Below are 24,072 nucleotides of genomic sequence, written 5' to 3'. Positions count from 1 at the left end.
CTCCAGTCAAGCCCGCGCTGCCGTACAGCCCAGACTTCGGACTCAATCATCTAGGCTGCCCGGACGTGACCGACGACGCCGCTGCCGCTCCGACCTGCCTGGCCCGGCCCCTCCCGGGCCCCGGCGACGACCGTCCCGGCGCCTGCGCCGCCGCCCGCGGCGGCGACGGGCGGCCGCTGCACGCCGCCGCGCTGAAGTTCTTCTGGGGGCCGATGGACTGCGGCAAGTCCACGATGGCGCTGCAGATGAACTACAACCACGCCCGGCAGGGCCGGCGCGGCCTGGTCACCACCCGCATCGACCGCTCGCTCGGCCCGCGGGTCACCACCCGCATCGGCCTGGCCCACGCCGCCATCGAGGTCACCGACGACCTCGACCTGCGCGACCTGGTCCGCGACGCGCTCGTCAACGGGGTACGCGTCGACTACCTGATCTGCGACGAGGCGTCCTTCTACAACCTCGACCACGTCGAGCAGATGGCCGAACTGGTCGACGACTACGACGTCGACGTGTACGCGTTCGGGCTGGCCACCGACTTCCGCTCCTGCCTGTTCCCGGCCGCGCGGCGGCTGTTCGAACTCGCCGACGAGGTGGCCCGCATCCAGGTCGAGGTGCTCTGCTGGTGTGGCCGGGAAGGGCGGCTCAACGCGCGGGTCGTCGAGGGGCGGGTGGTCCGCGAGGGCGAGCAGGTCGTGATCGGCGACACCGTGGACACCGCCGAGGTGCGTTACCAGGTGCTCTGCCGCCGGCACTACCGCTCCGGCGACCTCGGCCCACGCGGCTGACCACTCAGAACGGGTCCCCGCAGACCCGCCACTTCCCGTCCTCCTGCACGATCGGCAGCGTCCGGTCCTCACTGGCCCCGCCGTCGCGGGTCAGCCGCACCTTCACGGTGGCGCGCGGGACGCCGCGCTCGGTGGCCACCGACACGTCGGTGATCTCGTAGCCGCTGACCTGCGGCGGGGTACGCACCCAGCTGCCGAAGCCGACCGCGCTCCACTTGCTGCGCGCCTGCCGGCACAGCCGCTCGTACGCGTGGTCGGTGTCCCCGGCGGCGACCTCGTGCAGGAACCTGTCCGCGGTCTCCCGCACCGGGCCGTCGGCCCGCCACATCACCTGCACGTTCCACAACGCCAGGCCGGCCACCCCGATCAGGCACACGCCCAGCCCGAGGCCGCCGAACAGCAGGCCGGCCCGGCCCGGCCGGACCCGCCGGGCCGGCCTGCGCCACGCCTGCTCCTTGCCCATCACCCACAGACGTTAGAGAGCGGCCCGGGCGGCGCGCAGGAAGTTGCACCCCTGTCGCCGGTGCGATCGGATCGACTACCGTCGGCGCACACCCTCGGAAGGAGAGCCGGGATGACTCGTTACGTGCAGCCGGTGCCCACTCCCGACGACCCGTACAGCGGAGACCCGCTGCTGCGCTCCTGGCTGGACCGGCACCTCGGCCCGGCCGGACACGCCGCCGCGAAGGGACGGCTGGCCGACCTGGCCGCCGACGTCACCGGGCCGCTGCGGGCCGCGCACGCCGACGCCGAGGCCCACCCGCCCACCCTGGTCCGCTACGACCCGTGGGGCGCCCGCGTCGACCGCATTGACACCTCCGCCGGCTGGCAGACCCAGCGGGCCGCCGCTGCCCGGCACGCCGTGGTGGCGTTGCCGTATTTGGAGGCCGCGCGCACCACCTGGGGGGCCGGCGCCCGGGTCGTCCAGCACGCCCTGCTGCACCTGTACGCCCCGGAGTCGGCCACCTTCTCCTGCCCGGTGGCCATGGCCGACGGCGCCGCCGCGCTGCTCAGCCGCCCCGAGGTCGACGCCGGTGTCCGCGACGCCTGGCTGCCCCGGCTGATCTCCACCGACCCGGACACCGCGATCGTCAGCGGGCAGTGGATGACCGAGTCGCAGGGCGGCTCCGACCTGTCCGGCTCCAGCACCATCGGCCGGCCCGCCGCTGACGGGTCGTGGCGGCTGACCGGGGAGAAGTGGTTCTGCTCGGCCGCCGACGCGCCGATGGCCGTCACCCTGGCCCGGCCCGACGGCGCCGGCCGGGGCAGCCGGGTGCTCGCCCCGTTCCTGGTGCCCCGGTACGCCGCCGACTCGCCCCTGGCCGGCGCCACCGTCGCCGCCGACGCGCCCGCGCCCGGGGTGACCGTGCACCGGCTCAAGGACAAACTGGGCACCTGGGCGTTGCCCACCGCCGAGATCGGGCTGCGCGACGCGTACGCGCTGCCGCTCGGCGACCCGGCGGTGCCCGGGCTGGTGCGGGCGATGGCGCTGGTGGCGGTGGCCCGGGTGCACAACGCCTCCGCCGCCGCCTCCGGCATGCGCCGGGGCCTGGCGTACGCGCGGGCGTACGCGCAGGCGCGACAGGTCGCCGGCGGGCGGCTCGCCGACTCGCCGCTGCACCGCGCCACGCTCGGCACGCTCGCGGTCGACGCGGCCGGCGCGTTCGTCCTCGCCGGGCACGCGTTCGCGCTGCTCGGCCGGGTCGAGGTGGGCGGTGACCCGGACGCCGCCGCCGAGCTGCGGGTGGTGGCGCCGCTGGCCAAGCTCGCCACCGGGCGGCTCGCCGTGGCCTCCGCCAGCGAGTACGTGGAGGCGTTCGGCGGTGCCGGTTACGTCGAGGACACCGGGGTGCCGCGGCTGCTGCGCGACGCCCAGGTCCTGCCGATCTGGGAGGGCACCACCAACGTGCTCGCCCTGGACGTGCTGCGCGCGGTCACCCGGGAGGACGCCGCTGTGCCGCTGCTGCGCCGGCTGGCCGCCGCCGTCGACCTGGCCCGCCCGCTCTCCCCCGCTCTGGCCGCCACCCTGGCCGCGGTCACCGACGAGCTGCGCGAGCGCCTCGGCGAGATCACCGCCGACCCGGCCGCGGTCGAGGTGGTGGCCGGTGCCCGCGGGTTGGCGCTGCGAGCGGCGTACGCGCTGACCACCGCGCTGCTGGTGGAGCACGCGGCGTGGGGCGACGAGCAGGCCGAGGTGGCGGCCCGGCTCTGGGCGCGGCGCCGGCTGCGGCACGAGGACATCGCCGCCGACGCCCACCGGCACCTGGACCTGCTCGGCTGAAAGTCCGTCCCAGGTACCTGCCAGAGGATGTCAGGATCTGCCGGCAGGATGGGCGGCATGACAGTGCACGCCGACCTCGCGATGGTCAACCTCGACAGCTCCGACCCGGCCGCCCACGCCGCGTTCTACTCTCACGCCCTCGGCTGGGATGTCACCCACAGCCAGGCCGAATACGCCATGATCAGCAAGGACGGGACCTCGATCGGCTTCGGCCTGGTGGACGGGTACGCCCCACCGGCCTGGCCGGACGAGACCGCCGGCAAGCGCTACCACCTCGACCTGTACGTCGACGACCTGACGGTCGCGGAGAAGGACCTGCTGGCGGCCGGCGCGACGAAGCCCGAGTTCCAGCCGGGCGGCGAGCGATGGACCGTGCTGCTCGACCCGATCGGCCAGCCGTTCTGCATCTGCCCTCGTCCGCAGGGCTGACCGCAGCGGTCGACCGGCATCCCAAGGTGCCGGTCGACCGCCACCCGGTGCCGTCGGGACCACCCTCGTCGATTGGATCGTCAGGGCTGTTCCCGGCACCCGGAGAGTTCCTGTCGTTTCACGCCGGGGACATCACCTCGTAGAGGTTGCCGGAGTCGTCCCGGAAGAACAGCCCCCGGGCGCAGAGTGGATGGTCGGTACGCCCGTTGTCGGGCGCCCCGGGCTCGCTGCCGTACGGCACGCCGCCGTCGCGCAGCCGGCCCAGGATCGCGTCGAAGGTGTCCGGGTCCACGTCGAAGGCCAGGTGGTGGCCCTCGGGTGCGGGCACGCTCATGAAGTCGAGGGTGAGCTGGTCGTTGACCCGCACCGGGGCGAAGTGGCCGTGCGCGCCGGCCGGCGGCAGCACCGCCAGCCCCATGACGTCGGCGAAGAACCGGGCCGCCGCATGGTGGTCGTGGGCCGGGACGATCGTGTGGTTCAGCGTGACGGTCATCGGTCCTCGGCGGGGGCGGTGGGCGCGAGCGCGCCGTGCAGGAACAGGTCGACCAGCTCGGCCGGAGTCGGCGCGGTGCCGGCGAGGGGGGTGCGGCTCGGCAGCAGGACAGCCAGGAACGCGGCGGCGAGCCGGTCGGCGGGCAGCCGCAGGCGGTCCCGGTCGGGCGCGAACAGCGCGGCGACGGACTCCCGGACCGCGGCCACGGACTCCTCCCGCGCCGAGGCGCGGTCACCGGCCGGCGGGGCGGCCCGTCGTTCCTCCGGCGCTGCGGCATCGGCCGGCGGGGGCTCCCGTCGGCCACGCCCGGGGCGACCGGCGGCGTGGGCGGCGGCGAGCACCGCGCCGATCCGGTCCAGGTGCGCGCGCAGGGCCGTGGCGGCGGCGGTGAGCCGGTCGCCGAGCGGCTGTGTCAGGGCGATCGCTGCCAACTCGGCCAGCACCGAATCGGGGCGCAGCGCCTCGACGATGCAGGCGTCGATCAGGGCGTCCTTGTCAGGAAAGGCGCGGAAGACAGTCCCCTCGCCGATGCCGGCGGCGCGGGCGACCTGGGCGGTGGTGACCGTGGCGCCGTGCGTGGCGAGCAGCGGCAAGGCGGCCTGCACGATCATGGTGCGACGGCGGTCGGGGCTCATCCCGGGCGCGCGACGGCGGGGTGTGTCGGAATCTGTCATGCCATCCAGGATATGGAGTGAGTACTCACTCCGTCAATGGACTATCCGCGACGACGGGCGCGGGCGGCCCAGATGACATACGCCGGGTCGCGATCCAGGTTGTGCCGATCCCGGTCGTAACGGCGGGTGGTACGCGGGTCGGCGTGCCCCATGGCGTCCTGCACGTCCTCCAGCGGCACCCCCTCGGCGCGGGCGGCGGTGGCGAACGCGTGCCGCAGTGAGTGCGGGGACAGCTTCGCCCACGCGGGAATGCCGGCGGCCCGCGCCAGCCGGCGGACCAGGCGGAACACCGAGTGCCGGTCCAGTCGGGCGCCGGTGGCGGTGACCAGCAGCGGGCCGGTCAGCTCGGGCACGGTCACCCCCTGCGCGGCGGCCCGCGCCGCCAGATAGGCGTCGACCGCGTACGCGGTGCCGGGGGTGAGCGCACGCCGGCGCGCCTTGCCGCCCTTGCCGACGAACCGGACGCTGCGGTGCCCCCGCTCGGCACCCAGGTCCGTCAGATCCAGCGAGATCAGCTCGCCGACCCGCAGCCCCAGGTCGGCCAGCAGCGCGATGGCCGCCCGGTTGCGGGCGGCGGTCGGCCCGGTGTCCGCCTCGGCGGCGGCGAGCAGCGCGTCGACCTCCTCCGGGGTCAGGCCGACCGTGGCGGAATGGTCCCGGTCGACCCGGGGGCGGTCGGCGGCGGCCACCGGGTTGGCCTCGACCGCGCGCAGCTTGACCAGGAAGTCGTACCAGCTGGACAGCGCCGACAGCCGTCGGGCCACCGTGGCCGGGGTGAGCGGCCGCCCGCTGCGCACGCCCACGGTGGCCTCCAACTCCCGGCCGTAGGCGTTGACATCGAGGAAGGTGGCCCGCAGCGGGTCGAGGCCGCGCCCGGCACACCAGCTCAGCCAGCCGGCGACATCCCGCCGGTACGCGTCGCGGGTGTGCTCCGACAGGCGCCGGTTGCGCAGCCACGCCTCGGTGAAGTCGACCGGCCCACCGGGCAGCGCGGGACGGGCCGACCCGCTGGGCACAACCTCGGGACGCAGCATGTGAGGAAGCTTCTCAGTCGGCGGGGCGGATCGCGACGAGGCGCGCCCACGAAGATCAGGTCGGCTCCTCGCTGTCGTGGTCGCCCCTGCCGGCCGGCGGCCCTGACCGTCAGTGTGTTCCGGTCCGGGATACCGTCGGCAGGTGCGTGCCAGCCGCCTGGTCTCCCTGCTTCTGCTCCTGCAGACCCGGGGGCGGATGACCGCCCAGGAACTCGCCGACGCCCTGGAGGTTTCCGTCCGGACCGTCTACCGGGACGTCGAGTCGCTCGGTGCCGCCGGCGTGCCGGTGTACGCCGACCGCGGCCCGGCCGGCGGCTACCGGCTGCTGGAGGGCTACCGGACCCGGCTGACCGGGCTGACCGCGCCGGAGGCCGAGGCGTTGTTCCTGGCCGGGATGCCCGGCCCGGCCGCCGAGCTGGGCCTCGGCCCGGTGGTGGCCGCCGCCGAGCTGAAACTCCTCGCCGCGCTCCCCGACGAGCTGGCCGACCGGGGCGGCCGGATGCGGCAGCGGTTCCACCTGGACGCGCCCGGCTGGTTCCGGCACCCCGACCCCACCCCGCACCTGGCCGCCCTGGCCCGGGCCGTCTGGGAGGACCGGCTGGTGGAGATGCGCTACCGGCGGTGGCGGGCCCCGCGGGAGGTGACCCGGGTGGTGGCGCCGCTGGGCGTGGTGCTCAAGGCGGGCCGCTGGTACCTGGTGGCCCGCTGCGGCGAGCAGTTGCGCACCTACCGGGTCGGCGCGGTGCTCGACCTGGTGGTGCGCGACGAGCGGTACGAGCGGCCGGCCGACTTCGACCTGGCCGGATACTGGCGGGAGTGGACGCAGCGGTACGAGCGGGACGTCTACCGGGCCGAGGCCCGGGTCCGGATGACCGTGGCAGCACTGGAGTTCACGGCGCACGTCTTTCCGCCGGAGATGAGCCGGGCGGCCCGGGCGGCGGCCGGCGAGCCGGACGAGCACGGGTGGCTGGAGACCACCGTGCCGATCGAGTCGGTGAAGCACGCCCACACCGAGCTGCTCAAGCTCGGCGCCGAGGTGGAGGTGCTGGCACCGGCGGAGCTGCGGGAGCGGGTCACCGCCACCGCGCACGCCCTGGCCCGGCTCTACCCGCCCGAGACGGCGGCGGGGGCGTCCGGGAGGGACCCCGCCGCCGAGCGCTGATCTCCCTGCCGGCGCCTGGGTCAGGCGCTGATCTCGCTGCGGCCGTCTCCGCTGGCCGTCGCCGGCAGGAGCTTCTCGAACCAGTGCTGGGCGTACGGGCCTTCGTTGAAGGCGGGAATCTCGACGTAGCCGTGGCGGGCGTAGAGGGCGCGAGCCTCGACCAGGTCGGCGCGGGTGTCCAGCCGGATCCGGTCGGCCCCGGCCGCCCGGGCGTACGCCTCGACGGCGTCCAGCGCGGCTCCGCCCCCGGTGCCGCGGTACGCAGGGCGGACGTAGACCCGGGTGAGTTCCGCCCAGCCGGGACGCCAGCGCAGGCCGGCGCACCCGGCGAGGTGCCCGTCGTGGCGGGCCAGCAGGAGCAGCCCGGTGGGCGGGGCCAGGTCGTCGCTGGGCATCTCGGCCAGCGCCTCGGTCACCTCCGCCGGCCGTTCGGGGCGGCCGTGCCAGCGGCGGACCATCTCCGCCATGTACTCGCGCAGCAGGGTCGCCGCCTCGGGGGCTCTGGGCGGGCTGAGGCAGATCGTCCAGGTCATCACCGCCCGATCCTCACCGGGCCGTCAACCGGCTTTTGGACGATCGCCGCGCCGGTGGGCGCGAGTCGTCGGCGGGCGGCGAGGACCGGCGCCCGCCGGGTCGCGGTCGACGTCAGGCGGGCACAGCCGCGGCGAAGTCGACGTCGGCGGTGTCGAGCGTGCCCGCGGTCCGGCCCGGTGCCGCCTGGTACTGCCAGTACAGGTTCGTGTGGGCGATGACCTTGTCGGGCGTGGGCGCGCCGTACGACGAGAGATCCTCGGTCGTGTGGGCGTCGCCGACCAGGGTCACGTCGTAGCCGCGGACGAGAGCGCCGTGCAGCGTCGAGCGGATGCACTCGTCGGTCTGCGCGCCAGCCACGAAGAGGCGGCCGACGCCGCGCGCGGCGAGCACCTCCGTCAGGTCGGTGTCCTCGAACGAGTCGGGGTACCGCTTGTGCACCAGGGGCTCCGGGTCGCGCCGCACGAGCTCCGGCACGTACTGCCAGCTCTCGCTGCCCTGCGGCATGTTGTCGCTGCTGTGCTGGACCCAGACGATCTCGACGCCGGCCGCGCGCGCCTTGTCGACCAGGGTGGCGATGTTGGCGACGATCCGGTCCCGGTCGTACGCGTGCGCCACGACGCCGTTCTGCACGTCGATGACGAGCAGGGCGGTGTGCGGCCGGTCGATGAGCGTGGTCATGGCTCTCCCCTGACGTGCGAGTGTCGAGTCGCGGCCACCCTAGACCGCCCCACCGACAGTGACGGGCCGGTCAGGGCAACGGACGCTCGGCGGCGAGGGTCACGCGGCGCAGCAGGTCCGACAGCAGCCGCCGTTCCTGAGGCGTCAGCGCGCCGAGCACCCGGCGCTCCTCGTCGCCGACGACGCCGAGCGCGCGGCGCCAGGCGGCCCGGCCGGCGTCGGTCAGCTCGACGTCGATCCGCCGCCGGTCCACCGGCGAGGGGATCCGGCGGACGAAGCCGCGGCGGACCAGCGCGTCCACCCGCGCGGTGATCGAGGCGGGCGCCATGCGCAGGTCGGCGGCGATCTCCGAGGGGGCGGCGCGGCCGCCGCGTCCGGCCAGGGCGTGCAGCGTGCCGTACTCCTTCTCCTGGAGGTCCAGGTCGGCGAGGGCCCGGTCCTTCACCTCGCGAAGGTGCCGGGTGAGGGCGGACATCCGGGTGACCGCGCCCTCCACGTCGGGGTCCAGGTCGGGCAGGACGGGCAGCCAGCGCGCCACGTGCTGGTCGGTGCGGTCGCGGTCGGTCACCCGTTCACGGTACGCCGTCGCCGAAATATTCGTTGTCGAAATGTTTGACGTCGAAGTAGTCTGCCGGAGTGACCCATCCCCTCCGGCTCCGCGCCTTCCGCCTGCTCTTCCTCGGCCGTACCGTCTCGGCTCTCGGCGACGCCGTCGTCCCCACCGCCCTGGCCCTGGCCGTGCTCCGCGCCACCGGCTCGACCGCCGCCCTCGCCGTGGTCCTCGGCTGCGCGATGGTGCCGCGGCTGGTGCTGCTCCCCCTCGGCGGCGTGGTAGCCGACCGGTTCGACGCCCGCCGAGTGGCCATCGGGACCGACCTGGTGCGCTGCGCCGCCCAACTGGTCGTCGGTGTCGAACTGCTCGGCGGCGCCCCCGCACTGGCCCACCTCGCGGTCGCCTCCGCGGTCGGCGGCGCCGCCTCGGCCTTCGCCATGCCCACCGCGTCCCCGCTCGTCGCCGGCACCGTCGACACCGACGGCCGGCAGCGGGCCAACGCGCTGATGGGCGTCACCGCCAACACCAGCCGGCTCGCCGGTCCCGCCCTGGCCGGCCTGCTGGTCTGGACCGCGGGGCCGGGCTGGGCGTTCGTGCTGGACGCCGCCTCGTTCGCGGTCAGCGCGGCGCTGCTGTCGGTCATCCAGGTCCGGCACGTGGCCGTTCCGCACCGGTCCCTCCGCGCCGACCTGGCGCTCGGCTGGCGGGAGGTCCGCTCCCGCGACTGGTACTGGAGCAGCCTGCTCGCGCACGGCGTGTGGAACGGCGCCGCCGCGGTGCTGCTCACCGTCGGCCCGGTGGTCGCCGTCGACCGCCTCGGCGGGGAGGGCGTCTGGGTGCTGCTGCAACAGGGCGGCGCGGTCGGCCTGCTCCTCGGGTCGCTGCTCGCCGCCCGGATACGCCCCGCCCGGCCGGTGCTGCTGGGCAACCTGGCCCTGGCCACCTACGCGGCACCGCTGCTCCTGCTCGCCGTCGCCGCGCCCGCCCCGGTCAGCATCGCCGCGTACTGCTTCGCGCTGGTCGCGCTCGGCTTCCTCAACCCGGTCTGGGAGACGGTGGTGCAGGGCCAGTTCCCGCCCGACGTGCTCGCCCGGGTCACCTCGTACGACTGGCTGATGTCGCTGGGCGCCATGCCGCTCGGGTACGCCCTCGCCCCGCTCGCCGCCCGCGCCTGGGGGCCGTCGACGCCGCTCGCCGTCGCCGGCGTGCTGGTGCTGCTCGCCTGCGTCGGCACCGCCGCCGTGCCCGGCGTACGCCGGTTGGGCTGGCCGGCCGACGCCCCGCCGGCGCCCGTCGAGCAGGTACCGGCGGGACGCTGACCCGACCGGTCAGAGCCGGTGGCCGGTGGTGGCGTCCACGTGACCGGGCACCTCGTCGTGCCGGTCCCCCACACTCGACGTGCCGGACGGCTCGAACATCAGGATCGACGCGCCGTCCGGCGCGGACGGCCGGTGCTCCACCCCGCGCGGCACCACGAACACCGCGCCGCGCGGCAGCCCCACCTCGCGCTCGGCGCCGTCCGCGCCGTCCCGCAGGGCGATGCGCAACTCCCCGTCGAGCACCAGGAAGAACTCGTCGGTGTGGTCGTGCGAGTGCCAGACGTGCTCGCCGGCCACCTTCGCGATCCGGACGTCGTAGTCGTTGACGGTGGTCACGATGCGCGGACTCCACAACTGGTCGAAGCGCCCCAGGGCGGCGGCCAGCTCGATCGGCTCAGCTCTCATCGGCCCATCGTCGCGCACCGTCACAGCGGACGGTGCATGACGTGCAGGCCCACCCGGCCCAGCCTCGGGTGGGCGAACGCCTCCGGCACCGTGCCGATCACCACGAAGCCGAGCCGCCGGTACAGCTCCACGGCCGCCTCGTTGCTCTCCACCACGGCGTTGAACTGCATCGCGGCGTAGCCCCGGTGGCGGGCCCAGTCCAGCGCGTACTCGGCCAGCGCCCGGCCGACGCCGCGGCCGCGGGCATGGGCGGCGACCATGAAGCTGGCGGTGGCCACGTGCGCGCCGGGGCCGGACCGGTTGGCACCCATCTTGGCGGTGCCCAGCACCGTGCCGTCCGCCTCGGCGACGACGGTGTGGCCGGGCGGCCGCTCCACCCACACGTCGTACGCGACCTCGGCGGGCCACGCCGGGTCGTACGGGAAGGTCTCCCCGGCGGTGATGACGTCCTCGACGATCGGCCACACCTGCGCCCAGTCGGCCTCGGTGAACTCGCGAATGTGCATGACGGGCCACGCTAACCGGCCGACAGCCCGGGAGCGACCCGGTTCCCCGGCAACCTGTACCCGAACTGTGACCGGCCGGCCACGGGACGGGGCCTCGCGTACGCCCCTCCTCGCCCATCATGGACGCATGGTCGAACCCGCCACCGACCCGGACCACCGCGGCGCGCCCCCGACGCCGCCCGCATCGGACGGACCGTCGCCGCGCGGTCCCCGCACCCTCGGGCCGTGGCTGATCGGCGGGGCCGTCAGCGCCGTGCTGCTGCTGCTCGCCGGCCGGTACGGCTACCACCGCGACGAGCTGTACTTCCTGCTCTGCGGCCGGCACCTCGACTGGGGATACGTCGACCAGGGCCCGCTGGTGCCGGCCCTGGCCCGGCTGGCGGACACGATCGCGCCCGGCAACCTGACGGTGCTGCGTACGCCGTCGGCGCTGATCGCCGGTGCCTCGGTCGTGGTGGTCGCGGCGATCGCCCGGGAGTTCGGCGGCGGCCGGGGCGGGCAGCTGTCAGCCGCCTTCCTCGCCGCGGTGGCGGGCATCGTGCTCGCCCCCGGGCACCTGCTCAGCACCACCACCGTCGACCTGCTGGTCTGGCTCGTCGCGGCCTGGTGCGCGGTGCGGCTGCTGCGCACCGGCGACACCCGCTGGGCCCTCGGCGTCGGCCTGGCGCTCGGCGTCGGCATGCTGAACAAGCTGCTGCCCGCCCTGCTCGCCGTGGGCCTGCTGGCCGGGTTGGCGGTCGCCGGGCCGCGCCGGCTGCTGCGTGACCGGTGGGTGTACGCGGCCGCCGGCATCGTCGTCGTGCTCGCCGCGCCGTACCTGCTCTGGCAGGCCGCGCACGGCTTCCCCCAGCTGTCGGTGGCGTCCTCGATCGCCGGCGGCGACAGTTCCTACAGCGGCCGCCTCGACGCGCTGCAGCTGCAGCTGGTCATCATCAGCCCGGTCGCGGTGCCCGTCTGGGTCGCCGGGCTGGTGGCGCTGCTGGGCCGGCCGGCCTGGCGGGCGTACCGGGCGATCGGCTGGGCCTGGCTGGTGGTGTTCGCGATCGTGCTGCTCGCCGGCGGCAAGGGCTACTACGACGCCCCGCTGCTGCTGGTGGTCACCGCCGCCGGCGCGGTCGTCACCGCCGAGTGGGCCGGTCGCGGCGCCGTGCTCGCCCGGCGGGCGTTGCTCGCCGCCGGCGCCGCCGTGGCGGTGACCGGCAGCGCCGTCCTGCTGCTGCCCACCCTGCCCGCCGACCGGCTGCCCGGCTTCGTGGTCGACGTCAACTACGACGCCGGCGAAACCATCGGCTGGCCGGCGTTCGCCGACTCGCTCGCCGCCGTCCACCGTGGCCTGCCGCCCGAGCAGCGGCAACGCGCGGTGATCCTGACCGGCAACTACGGCGAGGCGGGCGCGGTGGCCCGATACGGGCCGCAGCGCGGCCTGCCGCGGGCCTACTCGGGGCACAACAGCATGGCCGGATTCGGCCGCCCGCCCGAGGACGCCGACGTGGTGATCGCGGTCGGCTGGGCCCGCCCCGGCCAGCTGCGGGGCTGGTTCACCGAGGTCACCGAGGCCGGCCGGATCGACCAGCGGGTCGACGTCGACAACGACGAGAACGGTCTGCCCGTCTACGTCTGCCGCGGGCTGCGGCGGCCGTGGTCGCAGATCTGGGAAGCCGAGGTACGCCACGCCGGCTGAGCATGGGCGGGCCCGGTGAATACTTGTCGGCATGCTCTGGGGTGTCAGCGGTCCGCTCTTCCTCCTCGACTACGTCGCGGGGGTGACCGGAGCCCTCGCGATCGCCCTGTCCGTGCGGGCGCTGGTGGGGTGGCGGACCCGGGGCGAGCCGCCGTCGACCGTCGAGCTGGCGTACCTCACGGACCGGGCGGGACTGGCCTGCCAGGTGGGCGTGGCGGCACTGCGCCGGGGCGGGGTGGTGCAGCTCGGTGAGCTGGCCACCCTGTCGGTGGACGGGCCGCCGCCGGCCGGGTCCGCCCCGCTGGTGCGCGCCCTGCACGCCGCGCTGCGCCGGCCGCAGACCTGGGCCGCCGTGCTCGCCGACCCGGGCGTGGGCCGCGCGCTGCGCCGGCTGGTGGGCCGGCTGGTCCGCGACGGCTGGCTGCTCACCCCGAGGCAGCGGCGGCGCCTGGCGCTGGGCACCCTGCCGCTGTTCGCGGTCGCAGCCGTCGGGGTGACCCGGCTGGTGGACAGCGCGGTCGAGGGGCGCGAAGCGGGTGGACCGGCCTCCGTGGTGGGCCTGCTGCTGTGCTGCCTGGCCACCGTGCTCGGCGGCTGGTGGCTGTGCGAGGTGCCGGAGACCGGCGCGGCCGCGCGCCGGCTGCTGCGCCGGCACCGCCGCACGTACGCCGAGCTGGCGCCCGAGCGACGGCCCGCGTGGAGCGAGCGGGGCACCGAGGAACTGCTGACCGCGATGGCGGTGTTCGGGCCCCGCCCGCTGCTCGCGGTCGACCCGCGCTTCGCCGAGCTGATCGGGGTCGACCCCGAACGCACCCGGCCCCGCGACTACGCCACCACCAGGCGCGGCTGACCGGATCCGGCCGGCACGTCCACGCCCGAGGATCAGCTCCGTTCGTCGGCGAGGCGGATCACCCGCCAGGTCCCGTACCTCCGCGTCCTCGCTGGCGGTCGCCGCCGCCTCCGCGATCGTCGCCAGGTCACCCAGGCGCACCTCCGCCGCCGTCGACCCGGTCGTCGCGGAAGTCCTCGTCGTCGATCGCCCGGTTGTCGTAGCCGATGGTTTGTCTTTCTGGGACCCGGCACGGCCACCGGCGAGGAAGAGCGTTCCGGGGATGTCCCGCAGCGTGGCCCCCTGGCCGGTGACCCGGCCGGCCGGCCCCGAGGTCGGCTGGCCGAAGGACGCGGCGGTGAACGCCTTGCGCTCGGCGGACTCGGCCGTACGCTGGAATTTCGCCCAAGATCAGGCGGAGCGTGCGAGGGAGGTGGGCATGCGGGAGGACCGGCTGCGTTCGGCGATGCGGTGGGGCTTCCTGCTCCTGCTGGCCGCCTCCGTGTCCCGCTATGTGGCGTACCACGGCGGCGCCGCCACCGTCGGCGTGCTGGCGCTGGCCGGGGTGCTGGTCGCCACGTACGCCGTGAACGAGCTGGGGCGATTCGCGGCGGTGCACGCCGCCGTCGAACGGAAGCTGATCCGGTGGTGAGGCGCCGCGCACTGCTCGCCCTCACCCTCGCCGTGGCCGCCGGCGGCTGCGCGCGTCCCGACCTCACCCGACCACAGGAGAACCCCATGATCACACCCGTCGACCAGGCGCTGCTCGCCGCGGCGAGCGCCGGCGACCCGGCCGGCGTACGCGCCGCACTGGCGGCCGGCGCCGACCGGGAAGCCCGCGACGCGCGGCGGCGTACGGCGCTGCTGCTGGCCGCCGCGAACGACCACATTGAGGTCGCTCGCGTGCTCGTCGACGTCGGGGCGGACCCGAACGCGCTGGACGACCAGCACGACACCCCGTGGCTGGTGACGGGCGTGACCGGCAGCGTCGCGATGCTCGAGGTCCTGCTGCCCGCAGGGCCCGACCTCACGATCGTGAACCGGTACGGCGGCATCTCGGTCATCCCGGCGAGCGAGCGTGGCCACGTCGACTACGTCCGCCGCGTCGTCCGTACCGGCATCAACGTCAACCACGTCAACAACCTCGGCTGGACAGCGCTGCTGGAGTGCGTCATCCTCGGCGACGGCACGAAGCCGTACCAGCAGATCGCGGAGATCCTCGTGGCCGCCGGCGCGGACGTCCACCTGCCCGACAAGGACGGCGTCGACGCGCTGCGCCACGCCCGCGACCGCGGGTACCACGAGATCGTGGCCATCCTGTCCCGCTGAGGGCACGGCTGGGCAGTCCACGACGGTGCCGCGCCGCTGCGGCCCGACGGCGCGTGCGGCACAGTGGCGCCAGCGGTCGGCGGACGGCCGGTACGAGAAGGGCGGTGGCCGGTGGAAGGCCCGACCGGGGTGGTGTTCCCCCTGACCGACGGCACACGCAGCACCACGGCGCTCGGTCGCGCCGTCGTCGCCGACGCGCTGCGCGCGGCCGACCCGGTCGGCGCGCGCTCGGCCGAGCACGAGACCAACTGGCGGCACGGCTACCTGGTCCATTTCCGCCGGTTGGTCGAGGCGGGCCTGCTCTCCCGCGACGCCGCGGTCACCATCGCCCGCGACGGCCTGGCCGCCCTGCACGCCCGGATGCGGGTGGTCGACGAGGACGGCGCGGAGCACCCGCTGGACGACGTGTTCGCCACCGGCGCCGGGCAGCCGCCGTTGGAGACCGCCACCGTCACCGGCACCGGCGACCCGGAACGGGAACTGTCGTTGCCGTACCGCGGGCGGCGGCTGCGCGGCGACGCACTGCATCGTCAGCTCGACGCCTGGGTCACCGCCGGGGTGATCGAGCCGTCCTGCGCCGAGGCGGTCCGCGCGGTCCTCGCCAACCCGGACTGGCTCGACCTGCGCGACCAGCGGGTCGTGGTGCTCGGCGCCGGCGCCGAGATGGGCCCGCTGCCGTCGGTGCTGCGCTGGGGCGGCGACGTGGTCGCGGTCGACCTGCCGCGGCCCGACATCTGGCGGCGGCTGCTGGACGTTGCCCACCGGTACGGCGGCCGGCTGCACCTGCCGGTGCGGTCCGGCGTCGGCGGCGACGACCAGGCCCTCGCCGCCGGCGCCGGCGCGGACCTGCTGCACCGGCTGCCCCAGGCCGCGCAGTGGCTGCTCGGCCTGGACGGCCGGCTCGTGCTCGGCAACTACGTCTACGCCGACGGCGCCACCAACGTGCGGGTCGCCATGGCCGTTGACGCGCTCACCCGGCACCTGCAACAGCGCCGCGACGACCTGGCGCTGGCCTTTCTCGCCACCCCCACCGACGTGTACGCCGTGCCCGCCGAGGCGGTCGCCCACGCCGAGCGGGGATACGCCGCGCGCGGCCTGGCCCGCCGGTCGCTGCGGGTACTCTCCGGCGGCCGGCTGCTGCACCGCAACTACCCGCCCGGTGCCGACCCGGGTATCAACGACAGCCTGGTGCCGCAGCAGGGCCCGAACTACGCCCTGTCCAAGCGGCTGCAACGGTGGCGGGCGACGGTGGCCCGCGATGCCGGGGCGACCGTCTCGTTCACGGTGGCCCCGCCGACGCGTACCCGCTCGGTGCTGCGCAACCGGGCGCTCGCCGCCGCGTACGCGGGCGCGCACCGGTTCGGCATCGAGGTGTTCGACCCGGCCACCAGCAACACTTTGATGGCCGCGCTGCTCGTGCACGACCTGCGCACCGGCGGCGGCCCGGCCCAGGACCACCCGTGGCGGGACGAGGCGTACGGGGCGGCGCACGGCGGACTCTGGCGGGTGCCGTACGCCCCGCGCAGCGCTCTCGGCCTCGCGGTCCTGCTGGGCCTCGGCGGCGCCCGGGTCTGACGGCCCCGGCGCAGCCCTACCCGCGCAGAACGTCGACGGCGAGTTCGCGTACGACCGACTCGTCGACGTCCACGCCGAGGCCCGGCCCGGTCGGCACCTGGGCGACACCGTTCTTGATCTCGACGGTCGTCCCGGTCGCGTACGACGACTCCAGGAACTGTCGGCCGTTGAGGTCCACCGGCGTGTCGATGCCGTACGCCGCGAACAGGTGCACCGAGGCGGCCAGGCCCAGGTCGGAGTCGGTGAGCCCGGAGCCCATCAGCCGCACCCCGGCGTCCTCGGCCAGGGCGCACAGCCGCCGCGACAGGGTCAACCCGCCGCTGCGCTGCACCTTGGCGATGGCCACGTCCACCGCGTCGAGCTTGACGAAGGTGGCCAGGTCGCTGGGGTGGCGCAGGCTCTCGTCGAGCGCGACCGGCACCGGCGACGCGTCCCGCAGCCGGCGCAGCCCGGCGACGTCGTTGGCGGGCAGCGGCTGCTCGAACGCGGTGACGTCGAGGTCTGCCAGCCGGCGGGCCATCCGCAACGCGGCGTCCACGGTGTACGCCTGGTTGGCGTCGACCCACAGCGCGGCGTCGGGCGCGGCCTCGCGCACGGCCCGCACCACGGCCAAGTCCTCGGCCTCGCGGTGCAGGCCGACCTTGACCTTGAACGCCCGGTAACCGAGGGCGTGTCCCTCGGCCACCGCGTCGGCCACCTCGCCGGCGGTCTGCCCGGAGACGATCCAGCCGAGTTCGATGGTCTCCCGGCGGCGCTGCCCCCACAGCACCCCGACGGACACGCCCAGCGCCCGGCCGAGCAGGTCGTGCAGCGCGACGTCGACGGCGCACTTGGCCAGCGGCGCACCGATGGTGAAGCCCCGGTTGACCGCCCGGTCGAAGGCGGTGGTCACCCCGTCGAGGTCCCACGCCGGGCGGCCCACGATCGCCGGGGCGAGGTACCGGTCGACGGTGGTGACGATCGATTCGGCGGTCTCGTACGTCCAGGCCGGGATCGGGGTGGCCTCGCCCCAGCCGGTCAGCCCGTCGGCGGTCACCTTGACCAGCACCCGGATGCTGGGCCGGCCGGCGACGGCGACCGCGCCGCCGGACACCCCGAACGAGCGCACGGTGGGCAGCGCGACGGCGTACGTCCGCACCGAGTCGATGGTCAGCCCGGCCAGGGCGCTGGCGGCGGTGAGCATGGCGGCGCCTTTCCTTCCCGTCGTGATCAGGCGAGCTTGGCGGTGCTGGCCCGGACGACCACCTCGCCGCCCATCCGCAGGATCCGGCGGCGCCGCCCGGTGTTCTCGGTCAGCGCCAGCTCCATCGCCTTCTCCCCGAGCTGCTGCAGCGGCAGCGCGACGGTGGTCAGCGGCGGGGTGAGGTCACGGACGATCGGGATGTCGTCGAACCCGGCGACGGACACGTCCCGCGGCACGGACAGCCCGTGGTCGCGCAGCGCCGCGCAGGCGCCGATGGCCATCACGTCGGTCAACGCGAACACGCAGGTGGCGGTCAGCCCCCGGGCGATCAGCTCGGTCATCGCCCCGTAGCCGCCGTCGCGGGTGAACGGACCCTCCACGACGTCGGTCGGGGCCAGCTGCACGCCGGCCTTCTTCAACTCGTCGCGGAAGCCGCCCAGTCGGTCGGCGACGGTGGTCAGCGCCGGCGGCCCGGCCAGCACCGCGAACCGGCGATGGCCCAGGTCGAGCAGGGCACGGGCCATCGCGGCGGCCCCGGCTCGGTTCTCCGGCAGCACGCTGTCGACCTTGAGGCTGCGGTGCCGGCTGACCACCGCGACCCGGCCCCCGTTCTCCAGGTAGGGCTTCAGCTCGGCGTCCAGGGCCCGCTCCCAGTGCGGGTCCTCGAACCCGGAACCGATGAGCAGGATGGCCAACGCCCGCTCGGCGCGCAGCATCGACACGTACGCGATCTCCCGCTCCGGATCCCGGAACGTGCTGGCCAGCATCACCAGCAGGTCCTTGTCGCCGGCGACCCGCATGACCCCGCCGGCGACCGCCGCGAAGTACGGGTCGCTGACGTCGTGGCAGATCACGCCGACCGTGCGGTGCGACGCCCCGGCCAGGGCGCGGGCGTGCGCGTTCGGCGTGTAGGCCAGCTGCTCCGCCGCCGCGAGCACCCGGTCCCGCAGCTGCGGGGTCACCCGCATCCCGTTGAGCGCCCGGGAGGCCGTGGCGAGTGAGACGTCGGCGGCCCTGGCCACGTCTTCCAGCGTCACGTGCGTCCGTGGCTGCATGGACTTCCCCCTGCGGAACTTCTTGACCGGAAGATTTCGGCGTGGTTACCGTAGCACCCTGAAAGCGCTTACTGAAAGCGCATTCAGGGCGCGTCCGCCGGGTCTTATCCCGGTCCGTTCGGGCCCTGCATGACGGCACGCGCCTACCCAACGGCTGGGTTCCCGGAACCGCCGGCCAGCCACGGAGAACGGAGGGTCATGGCCGCGCAGAGCACCATCGAGCAACCGGAGCCGACCGCGCCGGCCCGTCCCCCCGCGCCGGCCACCCGCCGCCGGGACCCCGCCGGCGCCGGGCTGCTCCGCTTCGTCCAGGGCGTCTGGCGCCCCGCCGTGGTCCTCGCGGCGATCTTCGTCGGGTGGTGGGCGGTCACCGCCGCGGAGCTGGTCAAGCCCTATCTGGTTCCCTCGCCCGGCGCGACGCTGGACGTCGTCCTCAACCAGGCGAGCTACTTCACCCACCACACCTGGATCACCACGTACGAGACGGTGCTGGGCTTCGCGATCGCGATCGTGGTCGGCGTCGTCTCCGCCGTGGTCATGGTGTACTCCCCGACGGTCGAGAAGAGCCTCTACCCGCTGCTGCTGTTCGCCCAGGTGATCCCGAAGATCGCGATCGCGCCGCTGTTCATCGTGTGGCTCGGCTTCGGGCTCTCCCCGAAGGTCGTCGTCGCCGTGCTGATGGCCTTCTTCCCGATCGTCATCTCCGGGGTGACCGGCCTGAAGTCGATCGACCCGGAGATGCTGCAACTGTCGGCGACCATGGGCGCCGGCCCGGGCCAGACCTTCGTCAAGATCCGGTTCCCGGCCGCCCTGCCGCACCTGTTCGCCGGCCTCAAGGTCGCCGCCACGATGGCCGTCACCGGTGCCGTGGTGGGCGAGTTCGTCGGCGCCAACGAGGGCCTCGGCTACGTGATCCTGCAGGCCAACGGCAACCTCGACACCCCGACCCTCTTCGCCGGGCTGCTCATCATGTCGCTGCTCGGTGTCGTCCTGTTCGTCGCCGTGGAAGCGCTCGAGCACCTCGTCCTTCCATGGCACGCCAGCCGCCGTACCGACGCCGCTACGACGTCGCTCTGAATAGGAGACCCACCCCATGAAGTTGCGCACCCTCGCCGCCGCGCTCGTGCCGGCGCTCATACTGGCCGCCACCACCGGCTGCGGCTCGTCCTCCGACGAGCAGAGCAAGAACCCCCAGGGCCAGGACAAGGTCACCCTCACCCTCAACTGGTACCCGTACGGCGAGCACGCGCCGTTCTACTTCGGCCAGAAGCAGGGCATCTTCGCCAAGCACGGCATCGACCTGACCATCCAGGCCGGCCAGGGCTCGCAGAAGACCATCCAGGCCACCGCCGCGGGGCAGACCGACTTCGGCTGGGCCGACACCCCGGCCCTGCTCTCGGCCGTCGGGCAGGGCATGGAGGTCAAGAGCGTCGGTGTCTTCCTGCAGACCACGCCGTCGTCGGTGCAGTTCTTCAGCGACAAGAACATCAACTCCCCCGCCGACCTCAAGGGCAAGACCATCGCCTCCACCGCCGGTGACGCACTGAGCAAGACCTTCCCCGCGTTCCTCAAGGCCAACGGCCTCAGCGACGGAGACGTGACCCTGCAGAACACCGACCCGGCCGGCAAGATGGCCGCCGTCATGTCGGGCAAGACCGACGCGCTGCTCGGCTTCGCCACCGACCAGGGCCCGACGATGCAGGAGAAGGCCGGCAAGCCGGTCTCCTACCTCAAGTTCGCCGAGCACGGCCTGACCTTCTTCAGCAACGGCCTGATCGCCTCCGCCGACACCATCAAGAACAAGCCGGACCTGGTCAAGCGCATGGTCGCGGCCAGCAGCGAGGCCTGGTCGGCCGCCGAGGGCAACCCGACCGGCGCGGTCGAGGCGATGCAGGGCGCGTCCCAGCAGCTGCCGTCGGCGAAGGTGCTCACCGACCAGTTCAACGCCACGCTGCAGCTGCTGCACACCGACGCCACCAAGGGCAAGGCCCCCGGCATCAACGACGAATCCGACTGGACGAAGACGATCAACGTCTTCGCCGAGGCCGGCGTGATCACCAAGGCCGAGTCGCCGGCGACCTACTGGGACGCGAGCTTCGCGCCGAAGGGATGAACCCGATGACGGTCGGCAACACCACCACGCAGCGACCCACGGACGCCACGGCGACCGGCACCGCGGTCGAGATCGACCAGGTCGCGGTCCGCTTCCGTACCAAGAAGAAGGACGTCACCGCGCTCCGCGACGTCTCGCTGCGGATCGAGCCCGGCGAGTTCGTCTCGATCGTCGGCGCCTCCGGCTGCGGCAAGTCCACGCTGCTCAAGCTGGTGTCCGGCCTGCTGCGGCCGTCGTCCGGCCAGGTCCGCCTGCACGGCGAGGACGTGCGGGGGCCGCGGCGTGACATCGGATACGTCTTCCAGCGCGCCGCCCTGCTGGAGTGGCGCACGGCCCGGCGCAACATCCTGCTGCAGGCCGAGATGCGCCGGATGCCGCGCGCCGAGGCGCGCCAGCGGGTCGACGAGCTGATCGCGATGACCGGCCTGACCGGCTTCGAGGACGCGTACCCGAACGAACTGTCCGGCGGGATGCAGCAGCGGGTGGCCCTGTGCCGCGCGCTGCTGCACCGCCCCCCGGTCCTGCTCATGGACGAGCCGTTCGGGGCCCTGGACGCCCTCACCCGCGAGCAGATGAACGTCGAGCTGCGGCGGATCTGGCGGGAGACCGGCACCACCGTCCTGCTCGTCACCCACTCCATCGCCGAGGCGGTCTACCTGGCCAACCGGGTGATCGTCATGACCCCCCGACCCGGCACCGTCGCCGAGGTCATCGACGTCGACCTCCCCGTCGAGCGTGACTACGGCCCGACCATGTCGGAGCCGGAGTTCGCGCGCGCCACGGGACGCATCCGGGACCTGCTGGGTGCGACGACGACCGCCGAATAACCACCGGACCTGGGAAGGAAACACAGTGGAGCGCACGTCTATCGGGATCATCCTCAACGGCGTGACCGGACGGATGGGCTACCGCCAGCACCTCGTCCGGTCCCTGCTCGCCATCCGCGAGCAGGGCGGCCTGCCCGCCCGCGACGGCAGCCGCATCTGGCCGGAGCTGACCCTGGTGGGCCGCAACGAGGCCAAGCTCGCCGAGATCGCCGCCCGGCACGGGCTGACGTCGTACACGACCGACCTGGACGCCGCGCTCGCCGACAACTCCCACCAGATCTACTTCGACGCGCAGGTCACCGCCCAGCGGGAGAAGGCCATCCGGGCGGCGATCGACGCGGGCAAGCACGTCTACACCGAGAAGCCGCTCGCCGAGGGGCTGACCGGCTCGCTGGAGCTGGCCCGGCTCGCCGCCGCCAAGGGCATCAAGAACGGCGTCGTGCAGGACAAGCTGTTCCTGCCCGGCCTGCGCAAGCTCAAGCGGCTGGTCGACAGCGGCTTCTTCGGCCGGATCCTGTCGGTGCGCGGCGAGTTCGGCTACTGGGTGTTCGAGGGCGACTGGCAGACCGCCCAACGGCCGAGCTGGAACTACCGCGCCGAGGACGGCGGCGGCATCGTCGTCGACATGTTCCCGCACTGGCACTACGTGCTGGAGCAGATCTTCGCCCCGGTCACCGCGGTGACCGCGCACATCGCCACCCACATCCCCGAGCGGGTCGACGAGAACGGCCAGACCTACCGGGCCACCGCCGACGACGCCGCGTACGGCATCTTCGAACTGGCCGGCGGCATCACCGCCCAGATCAACTCCTCCTGGGCGGTGCGGGTGTACCGGGACGAGCTGGTCGAGTTCCAGGTCGACGGCACCCACGGCAGCGCCGTGGCCGGGCTGCGCGAGTGCCGCATCCAGCACCGGGGCACCACCCCGATGCCGGTGTGGAACCCGGACCTGCCGGTCACCGAGCCGTTCCGCGCCCAGTGGCAGACCGTCCCCGACAACGAGGACTTCGACAACGGGTTCAAGGTCCAGTGGGAGGCGTTCCTGCGCCACGTCGTCGACGGCGAGCCGTTCCCGTGGGACTTCCTGGCCGGCGCCCGTGGCGTGCAGCTCGCCGAGGCCGGGCTGCGCTCGGCCCGGGAAGGACGGCGGATCGAGCTCGAGGAGATCAGCCTGTGACCGCCCGGATCACCCTGCCCACCCCCGACGGCGGCACCGAGGTGCTGACCCTGCGGGAGCCGGCCGGCTGGCAGCGGCCGGCCGGCCCGCCGGCCAGCCGGATCGCGTACGCGGCGGCGCACGTCGTCGCCGACCCGTACGCCGACAACGCCCCCGGGCAGCCCGCCAAGCTGGACTGGGACGCCACTCTCGGCGTGCGGCGCAACCTGTGGTCCTGGGGGCTCGGCGTCGCCGAGGCGATGGACACCGCCCAGCGCGGGATGGGTCTGGACTGGGCCGCCACCCGGGAGCTGATCCGGCGCAGCGCCGCCGAGGCCGCCGCCTGCGGCGGGCGCATCGTCGCCGGGGCGGCCACCGACCAGCTGACCGGCGTGCCCGACACCCTCGACGAGGTCGTCACCGCGTACGCCGAGCAGGTCGCCTTCGTGCAGGAGTGCGGCGCCACCGCCGTGGTGATGGCCAGCCGGCAGCTGGCCGCGTTGGCCCGCGGGGCGGACGACTACCTGCGCGTCTACGACCAAGTGCTGTCCGGCACCACCACGCCGGTCGTGCTGCACTGGCTCGGCGACATGTTCGACCCGGCCCTCGCCGGCTACTGGGGCTCGACCGACCTGGACGAGGCGACCAAGACGTTCGTGTCGCTGGTGGCGGCCCACGCCGACGTCGTCGACGGGGTGAAGGTGTCGCTGCTCGACGCCGAGCGGGAGGTCCGGCTGCGGGAACTGTTGCCGCCGACCGTCAAGGTCTACACCGGCGACGACTACCACTACCCCGAGCTGATCGCCGGCGACGGCGGGCGGTTCAGTCACGCGCTGCTCGGCGCGTTCGCCGCCATCGCGCCGGCCGCGTCGGCGGCGCTGCAACGCCTCGACGTCGGCGACACCGCGGGCTTCCGGGAGATCCTCGACCCGACCGTGCCGCTGTCCCGGCACGTCTTCGCCCCGCCCACCCAGTACTACAAGACCGGCATCGCGTTCCTGTCCTGGCTCAACGGCTTCCAGCCCGGCTTCACCATGGTCGGCGGCCTGCACAGCGGGCGCAGTGTGCCGCACCTGGTGGAGGCGTTCCGCCTCGGCGACGCCGCCGGCCTGCTGCTCGACCCGGACCTGGCCGTCGAGCGGATGCGCCGGTACCTGTCGGTAGCCGGGGTGACGGCGTGAGCGCGAGGAGTGAGCCGGTCCTGCGAGCCCCGCAGTCGCGAACGAAAGGGAGCACCGCATGAGCGCGAGGAGCGAGCCCGTCCTGCGAGCCCCGCAGTCGCGAACGAACGGGGAGCACCGCGTGAGCGAGCGGAGCGGTGGCGCGAACGCCGTCGACCCCCGCCTGGCGAAACTGTCGCTCAACCAGCGCACCACCGAGCGGTGGACGGTCCGCGAGGCCGTCGAGGGCTGCGTCCGCGCCGGCATCCCGGCCATCGGCCTGTGGCGCGAGCCGGTCGCCGAGATCGGGG

Annotated in this window: 26 protein-coding genes; 15 read left to right on the top strand and 11 right to left on the bottom strand. The window is 74.3% G+C overall.

The features are described from left to right. Positions 1-176 precede the first annotated feature (176 nt). A complete protein-coding gene (locus ABZ570_RS27990; protein ID WP_358069896.1) occupies positions 177-785 on the top strand; it encodes a thymidine kinase in 609 nt (202 codons plus the stop codon). Positions 786-789: 4 nt separating this feature from the next. Here ABZ570_RS27990 and ABZ570_RS27985 read toward each other — a convergent pair whose 3' ends face one another. After that, complete coding sequence (locus tag ABZ570_RS27985; RefSeq protein ID WP_358069893.1) at positions 790-1,248, bottom strand: hypothetical protein; 459 nt, start codon at positions 1,246-1,248, stop codon at positions 790-792. 111 nt (positions 1,249-1,359) lie between these two features. Between ABZ570_RS27985 and ABZ570_RS27980 the strand changes: the two genes are divergently transcribed. Both ABZ570_RS27980 and ABZ570_RS27975 read left to right on the top strand, forming a co-directional pair. Next, a complete protein-coding gene (locus tag ABZ570_RS27980) occupies positions 1,360-3,066 on the top strand; it encodes an acyl-CoA dehydrogenase family protein (protein ID WP_358069887.1) in 1,707 nt (568 codons plus the stop codon). Positions 3,067-3,123: 57 nt separating this feature from the next. Further along, on the top strand, positions 3,124-3,495 hold the full coding sequence (locus ABZ570_RS27975; protein ID WP_358069884.1) for a VOC family protein: 372 nt from the start codon (positions 3,124-3,126) through the stop codon (positions 3,493-3,495). A gap of 118 nt (positions 3,496-3,613) precedes the next feature. On the opposite strand, the gene ABZ570_RS27970 is transcribed toward ABZ570_RS27975, so the two are convergent. Genes ABZ570_RS27970 through ABZ570_RS27960 form a run of 3 tightly spaced genes read right to left on the bottom strand, consistent with a single transcriptional unit; the run spans position 3,614 to position 5,696 of the window. Continuing rightward, entirely contained in the window at positions 3,614-3,988 is a 375-nt protein-coding gene (locus ABZ570_RS27970) for a VOC family protein (RefSeq protein WP_358069881.1), read from the bottom strand. After that, positions 3,985-4,662: a helix-turn-helix domain-containing protein gene (locus ABZ570_RS27965; protein WP_358069878.1), complete on the bottom strand. Its 678-nt coding sequence runs from the start codon at positions 4,660-4,662 to the stop codon at positions 3,985-3,987. The genes ABZ570_RS27970 and ABZ570_RS27965 overlap by 4 nt, the downstream gene beginning before the upstream one ends. Before the next feature lie 41 nt (positions 4,663-4,703). After that, positions 4,704-5,696, bottom strand: coding sequence for a tyrosine-type recombinase/integrase (locus ABZ570_RS27960; RefSeq protein WP_358069875.1), 993 nt, complete (start codon positions 5,694-5,696; stop codon positions 4,704-4,706). A gap of 142 nt (positions 5,697-5,838) precedes the next feature. On the opposite strand from ABZ570_RS27960, the gene ABZ570_RS27955 reads away from it, so the two are divergent. Further along, on the top strand, positions 5,839-6,858 hold the full coding sequence (locus tag ABZ570_RS27955; RefSeq protein ID WP_358069872.1) for a WYL domain-containing protein: 1,020 nt from the start codon (positions 5,839-5,841) through the stop codon (positions 6,856-6,858). Between the two features lie 20 nt (positions 6,859-6,878). On the opposite strand, the gene ABZ570_RS27950 is transcribed toward ABZ570_RS27955, so the two are convergent. The 3 genes from ABZ570_RS27950 to ABZ570_RS27940 all read right to left on the bottom strand — a co-directional run bounded on the left by ABZ570_RS27950 (position 6,879) and on the right by ABZ570_RS27940 (position 8,638). After that, positions 6,879-7,391 carry a GNAT family N-acetyltransferase gene (locus ABZ570_RS27950; protein ID WP_358069890.1) on the bottom strand — a complete coding sequence of 171 codons (513 nt, stop codon included), beginning with the start codon at positions 7,389-7,391 and terminating at the stop codon, positions 6,879-6,881. A 112-nt stretch (positions 7,392-7,503) separates the two neighbouring features. Continuing rightward, complete coding sequence (locus tag ABZ570_RS27945; RefSeq protein ID WP_358069869.1) at positions 7,504-8,070, bottom strand: cysteine hydrolase family protein; 567 nt, start codon at positions 8,068-8,070, stop codon at positions 7,504-7,506. A 70-nt stretch (positions 8,071-8,140) separates the two neighbouring features. Then, entirely contained in the window at positions 8,141-8,638 is a 498-nt protein-coding gene (locus ABZ570_RS27940; RefSeq protein WP_358069866.1) for a MarR family transcriptional regulator, read from the bottom strand. Positions 8,639-8,706: 68 nt separating this feature from the next. Here ABZ570_RS27940 and ABZ570_RS27935 point away from each other — a divergent pair, with 68 nt between their 5' ends. After that, positions 8,707-9,942 carry an MFS transporter gene (locus ABZ570_RS27935; protein WP_358069864.1) on the top strand — a complete coding sequence of 412 codons (1,236 nt, stop codon included), beginning with the start codon at positions 8,707-8,709 and terminating at the stop codon, positions 9,940-9,942. A gap of 9 nt (positions 9,943-9,951) precedes the next feature. Here ABZ570_RS27935 and ABZ570_RS27930 read toward each other — a convergent pair whose 3' ends face one another. Together ABZ570_RS27930 and ABZ570_RS27925 are read right to left on the bottom strand one after the other, a co-directional pair. Next, positions 9,952-10,347 (bottom strand): cupin domain-containing protein, encoded by a 396-nt coding sequence (locus ABZ570_RS27930; RefSeq protein WP_358069861.1) that lies wholly within the window; start codon positions 10,345-10,347, stop codon positions 9,952-9,954. Positions 10,348-10,367: 20 nt separating this feature from the next. Continuing rightward, positions 10,368-10,853 carry a GNAT family N-acetyltransferase gene (locus ABZ570_RS27925; protein ID WP_358069858.1) on the bottom strand — a complete coding sequence of 162 codons (486 nt, stop codon included), beginning with the start codon at positions 10,851-10,853 and terminating at the stop codon, positions 10,368-10,370. Positions 10,854-10,980: 127 nt separating this feature from the next. Between ABZ570_RS27925 and ABZ570_RS27920 the strand changes: the two genes are divergently transcribed. From ABZ570_RS27920 to ABZ570_RS27900, 5 genes are all read left to right on the top strand, one after another. Further along, complete coding sequence (locus tag ABZ570_RS27920) at positions 10,981-12,534, top strand: glycosyltransferase family 39 protein (RefSeq protein ID WP_358069855.1); 1,554 nt, start codon at positions 10,981-10,983, stop codon at positions 12,532-12,534. Between the two features lie 31 nt (positions 12,535-12,565). After that, positions 12,566-13,384 carry a TIGR04222 domain-containing membrane protein gene (locus tag ABZ570_RS27915; RefSeq protein ID WP_358069852.1) on the top strand — a complete coding sequence of 273 codons (819 nt, stop codon included), beginning with the start codon at positions 12,566-12,568 and terminating at the stop codon, positions 13,382-13,384. A gap of 262 nt (positions 13,385-13,646) precedes the next feature. Next, a complete protein-coding gene (locus tag ABZ570_RS27910; protein ID WP_358069849.1) occupies positions 13,647-14,015 on the top strand; it encodes a hypothetical protein in 369 nt (122 codons plus the stop codon). Continuing rightward, positions 14,012-14,692, top strand: coding sequence for an ankyrin repeat domain-containing protein (locus tag ABZ570_RS27905; protein WP_358069846.1), 681 nt, complete (start codon positions 14,012-14,014; stop codon positions 14,690-14,692). The genes ABZ570_RS27910 and ABZ570_RS27905 overlap by 4 nt, the downstream gene beginning before the upstream one ends. 111 nt (positions 14,693-14,803) lie before the next feature. Then, the gene (locus ABZ570_RS27900) at positions 14,804-16,267 is read left to right on the top strand and encodes a hypothetical protein (RefSeq protein WP_358069843.1); all 1,464 of its coding nucleotides are present in this window, start codon (positions 14,804-14,806) and stop codon (positions 16,265-16,267) included. A 16-nt stretch (positions 16,268-16,283) separates the two neighbouring features. On the opposite strand, the gene ABZ570_RS27895 is transcribed toward ABZ570_RS27900, so the two are convergent. Then, positions 16,284-17,450: an enolase C-terminal domain-like protein gene (locus tag ABZ570_RS27895; protein ID WP_358069840.1), complete on the bottom strand. Its 1,167-nt coding sequence runs from the start codon at positions 17,448-17,450 to the stop codon at positions 16,284-16,286. Between the two features lie 26 nt (positions 17,451-17,476). Continuing rightward, positions 17,477-18,505 carry a LacI family DNA-binding transcriptional regulator gene (locus tag ABZ570_RS27890; protein WP_358069837.1) on the bottom strand — a complete coding sequence of 343 codons (1,029 nt, stop codon included), beginning with the start codon at positions 18,503-18,505 and terminating at the stop codon, positions 17,477-17,479. A gap of 198 nt (positions 18,506-18,703) precedes the next feature. Here ABZ570_RS27890 and ABZ570_RS27885 point away from each other — a divergent pair, with 198 nt between their 5' ends. From ABZ570_RS27885 to ABZ570_RS27865, 5 genes are read left to right on the top strand one after another with little or no spacing between them, the layout of a single operon-like run. Then, complete coding sequence (locus tag ABZ570_RS27885) at positions 18,704-19,582, top strand: ABC transporter permease (protein WP_358069834.1); 879 nt, start codon at positions 18,704-18,706, stop codon at positions 19,580-19,582. A 16-nt stretch (positions 19,583-19,598) separates the two neighbouring features. Beyond that, complete coding sequence (locus tag ABZ570_RS27880; protein ID WP_358069831.1) at positions 19,599-20,618, top strand: ABC transporter substrate-binding protein; 1,020 nt, start codon at positions 19,599-19,601, stop codon at positions 20,616-20,618. Positions 20,619-20,623: 5 nt separating this feature from the next. Next, entirely contained in the window at positions 20,624-21,445 is an 822-nt protein-coding gene (locus ABZ570_RS27875) for an ABC transporter ATP-binding protein (protein ID WP_358069828.1), read from the top strand. A 25-nt stretch (positions 21,446-21,470) separates the two neighbouring features. Beyond that, positions 21,471-22,622, top strand: coding sequence for a Gfo/Idh/MocA family oxidoreductase (locus tag ABZ570_RS27870; protein WP_358069826.1), 1,152 nt, complete (start codon positions 21,471-21,473; stop codon positions 22,620-22,622). After that, positions 22,619-23,782 (top strand): dihydrodipicolinate synthase family protein, encoded by a 1,164-nt coding sequence (locus ABZ570_RS27865; protein ID WP_358069823.1) that lies wholly within the window; start codon positions 22,619-22,621, stop codon positions 23,780-23,782. The genes ABZ570_RS27870 and ABZ570_RS27865 overlap by 4 nt, the downstream gene beginning before the upstream one ends. The last annotated feature ends 290 nt before the right edge of the window (positions 23,783-24,072 follow it).

This window comes from Micromonospora sp. NPDC007271 (genome assembly GCF_040634005.1).
Lineage (GTDB): Bacteria > Actinomycetota > Actinomycetes > Mycobacteriales > Micromonosporaceae > Micromonospora.
Note: the sequence above shows the minus strand (reverse complement) of the source record. Positions and strands in the feature narration are given on the sequence as shown.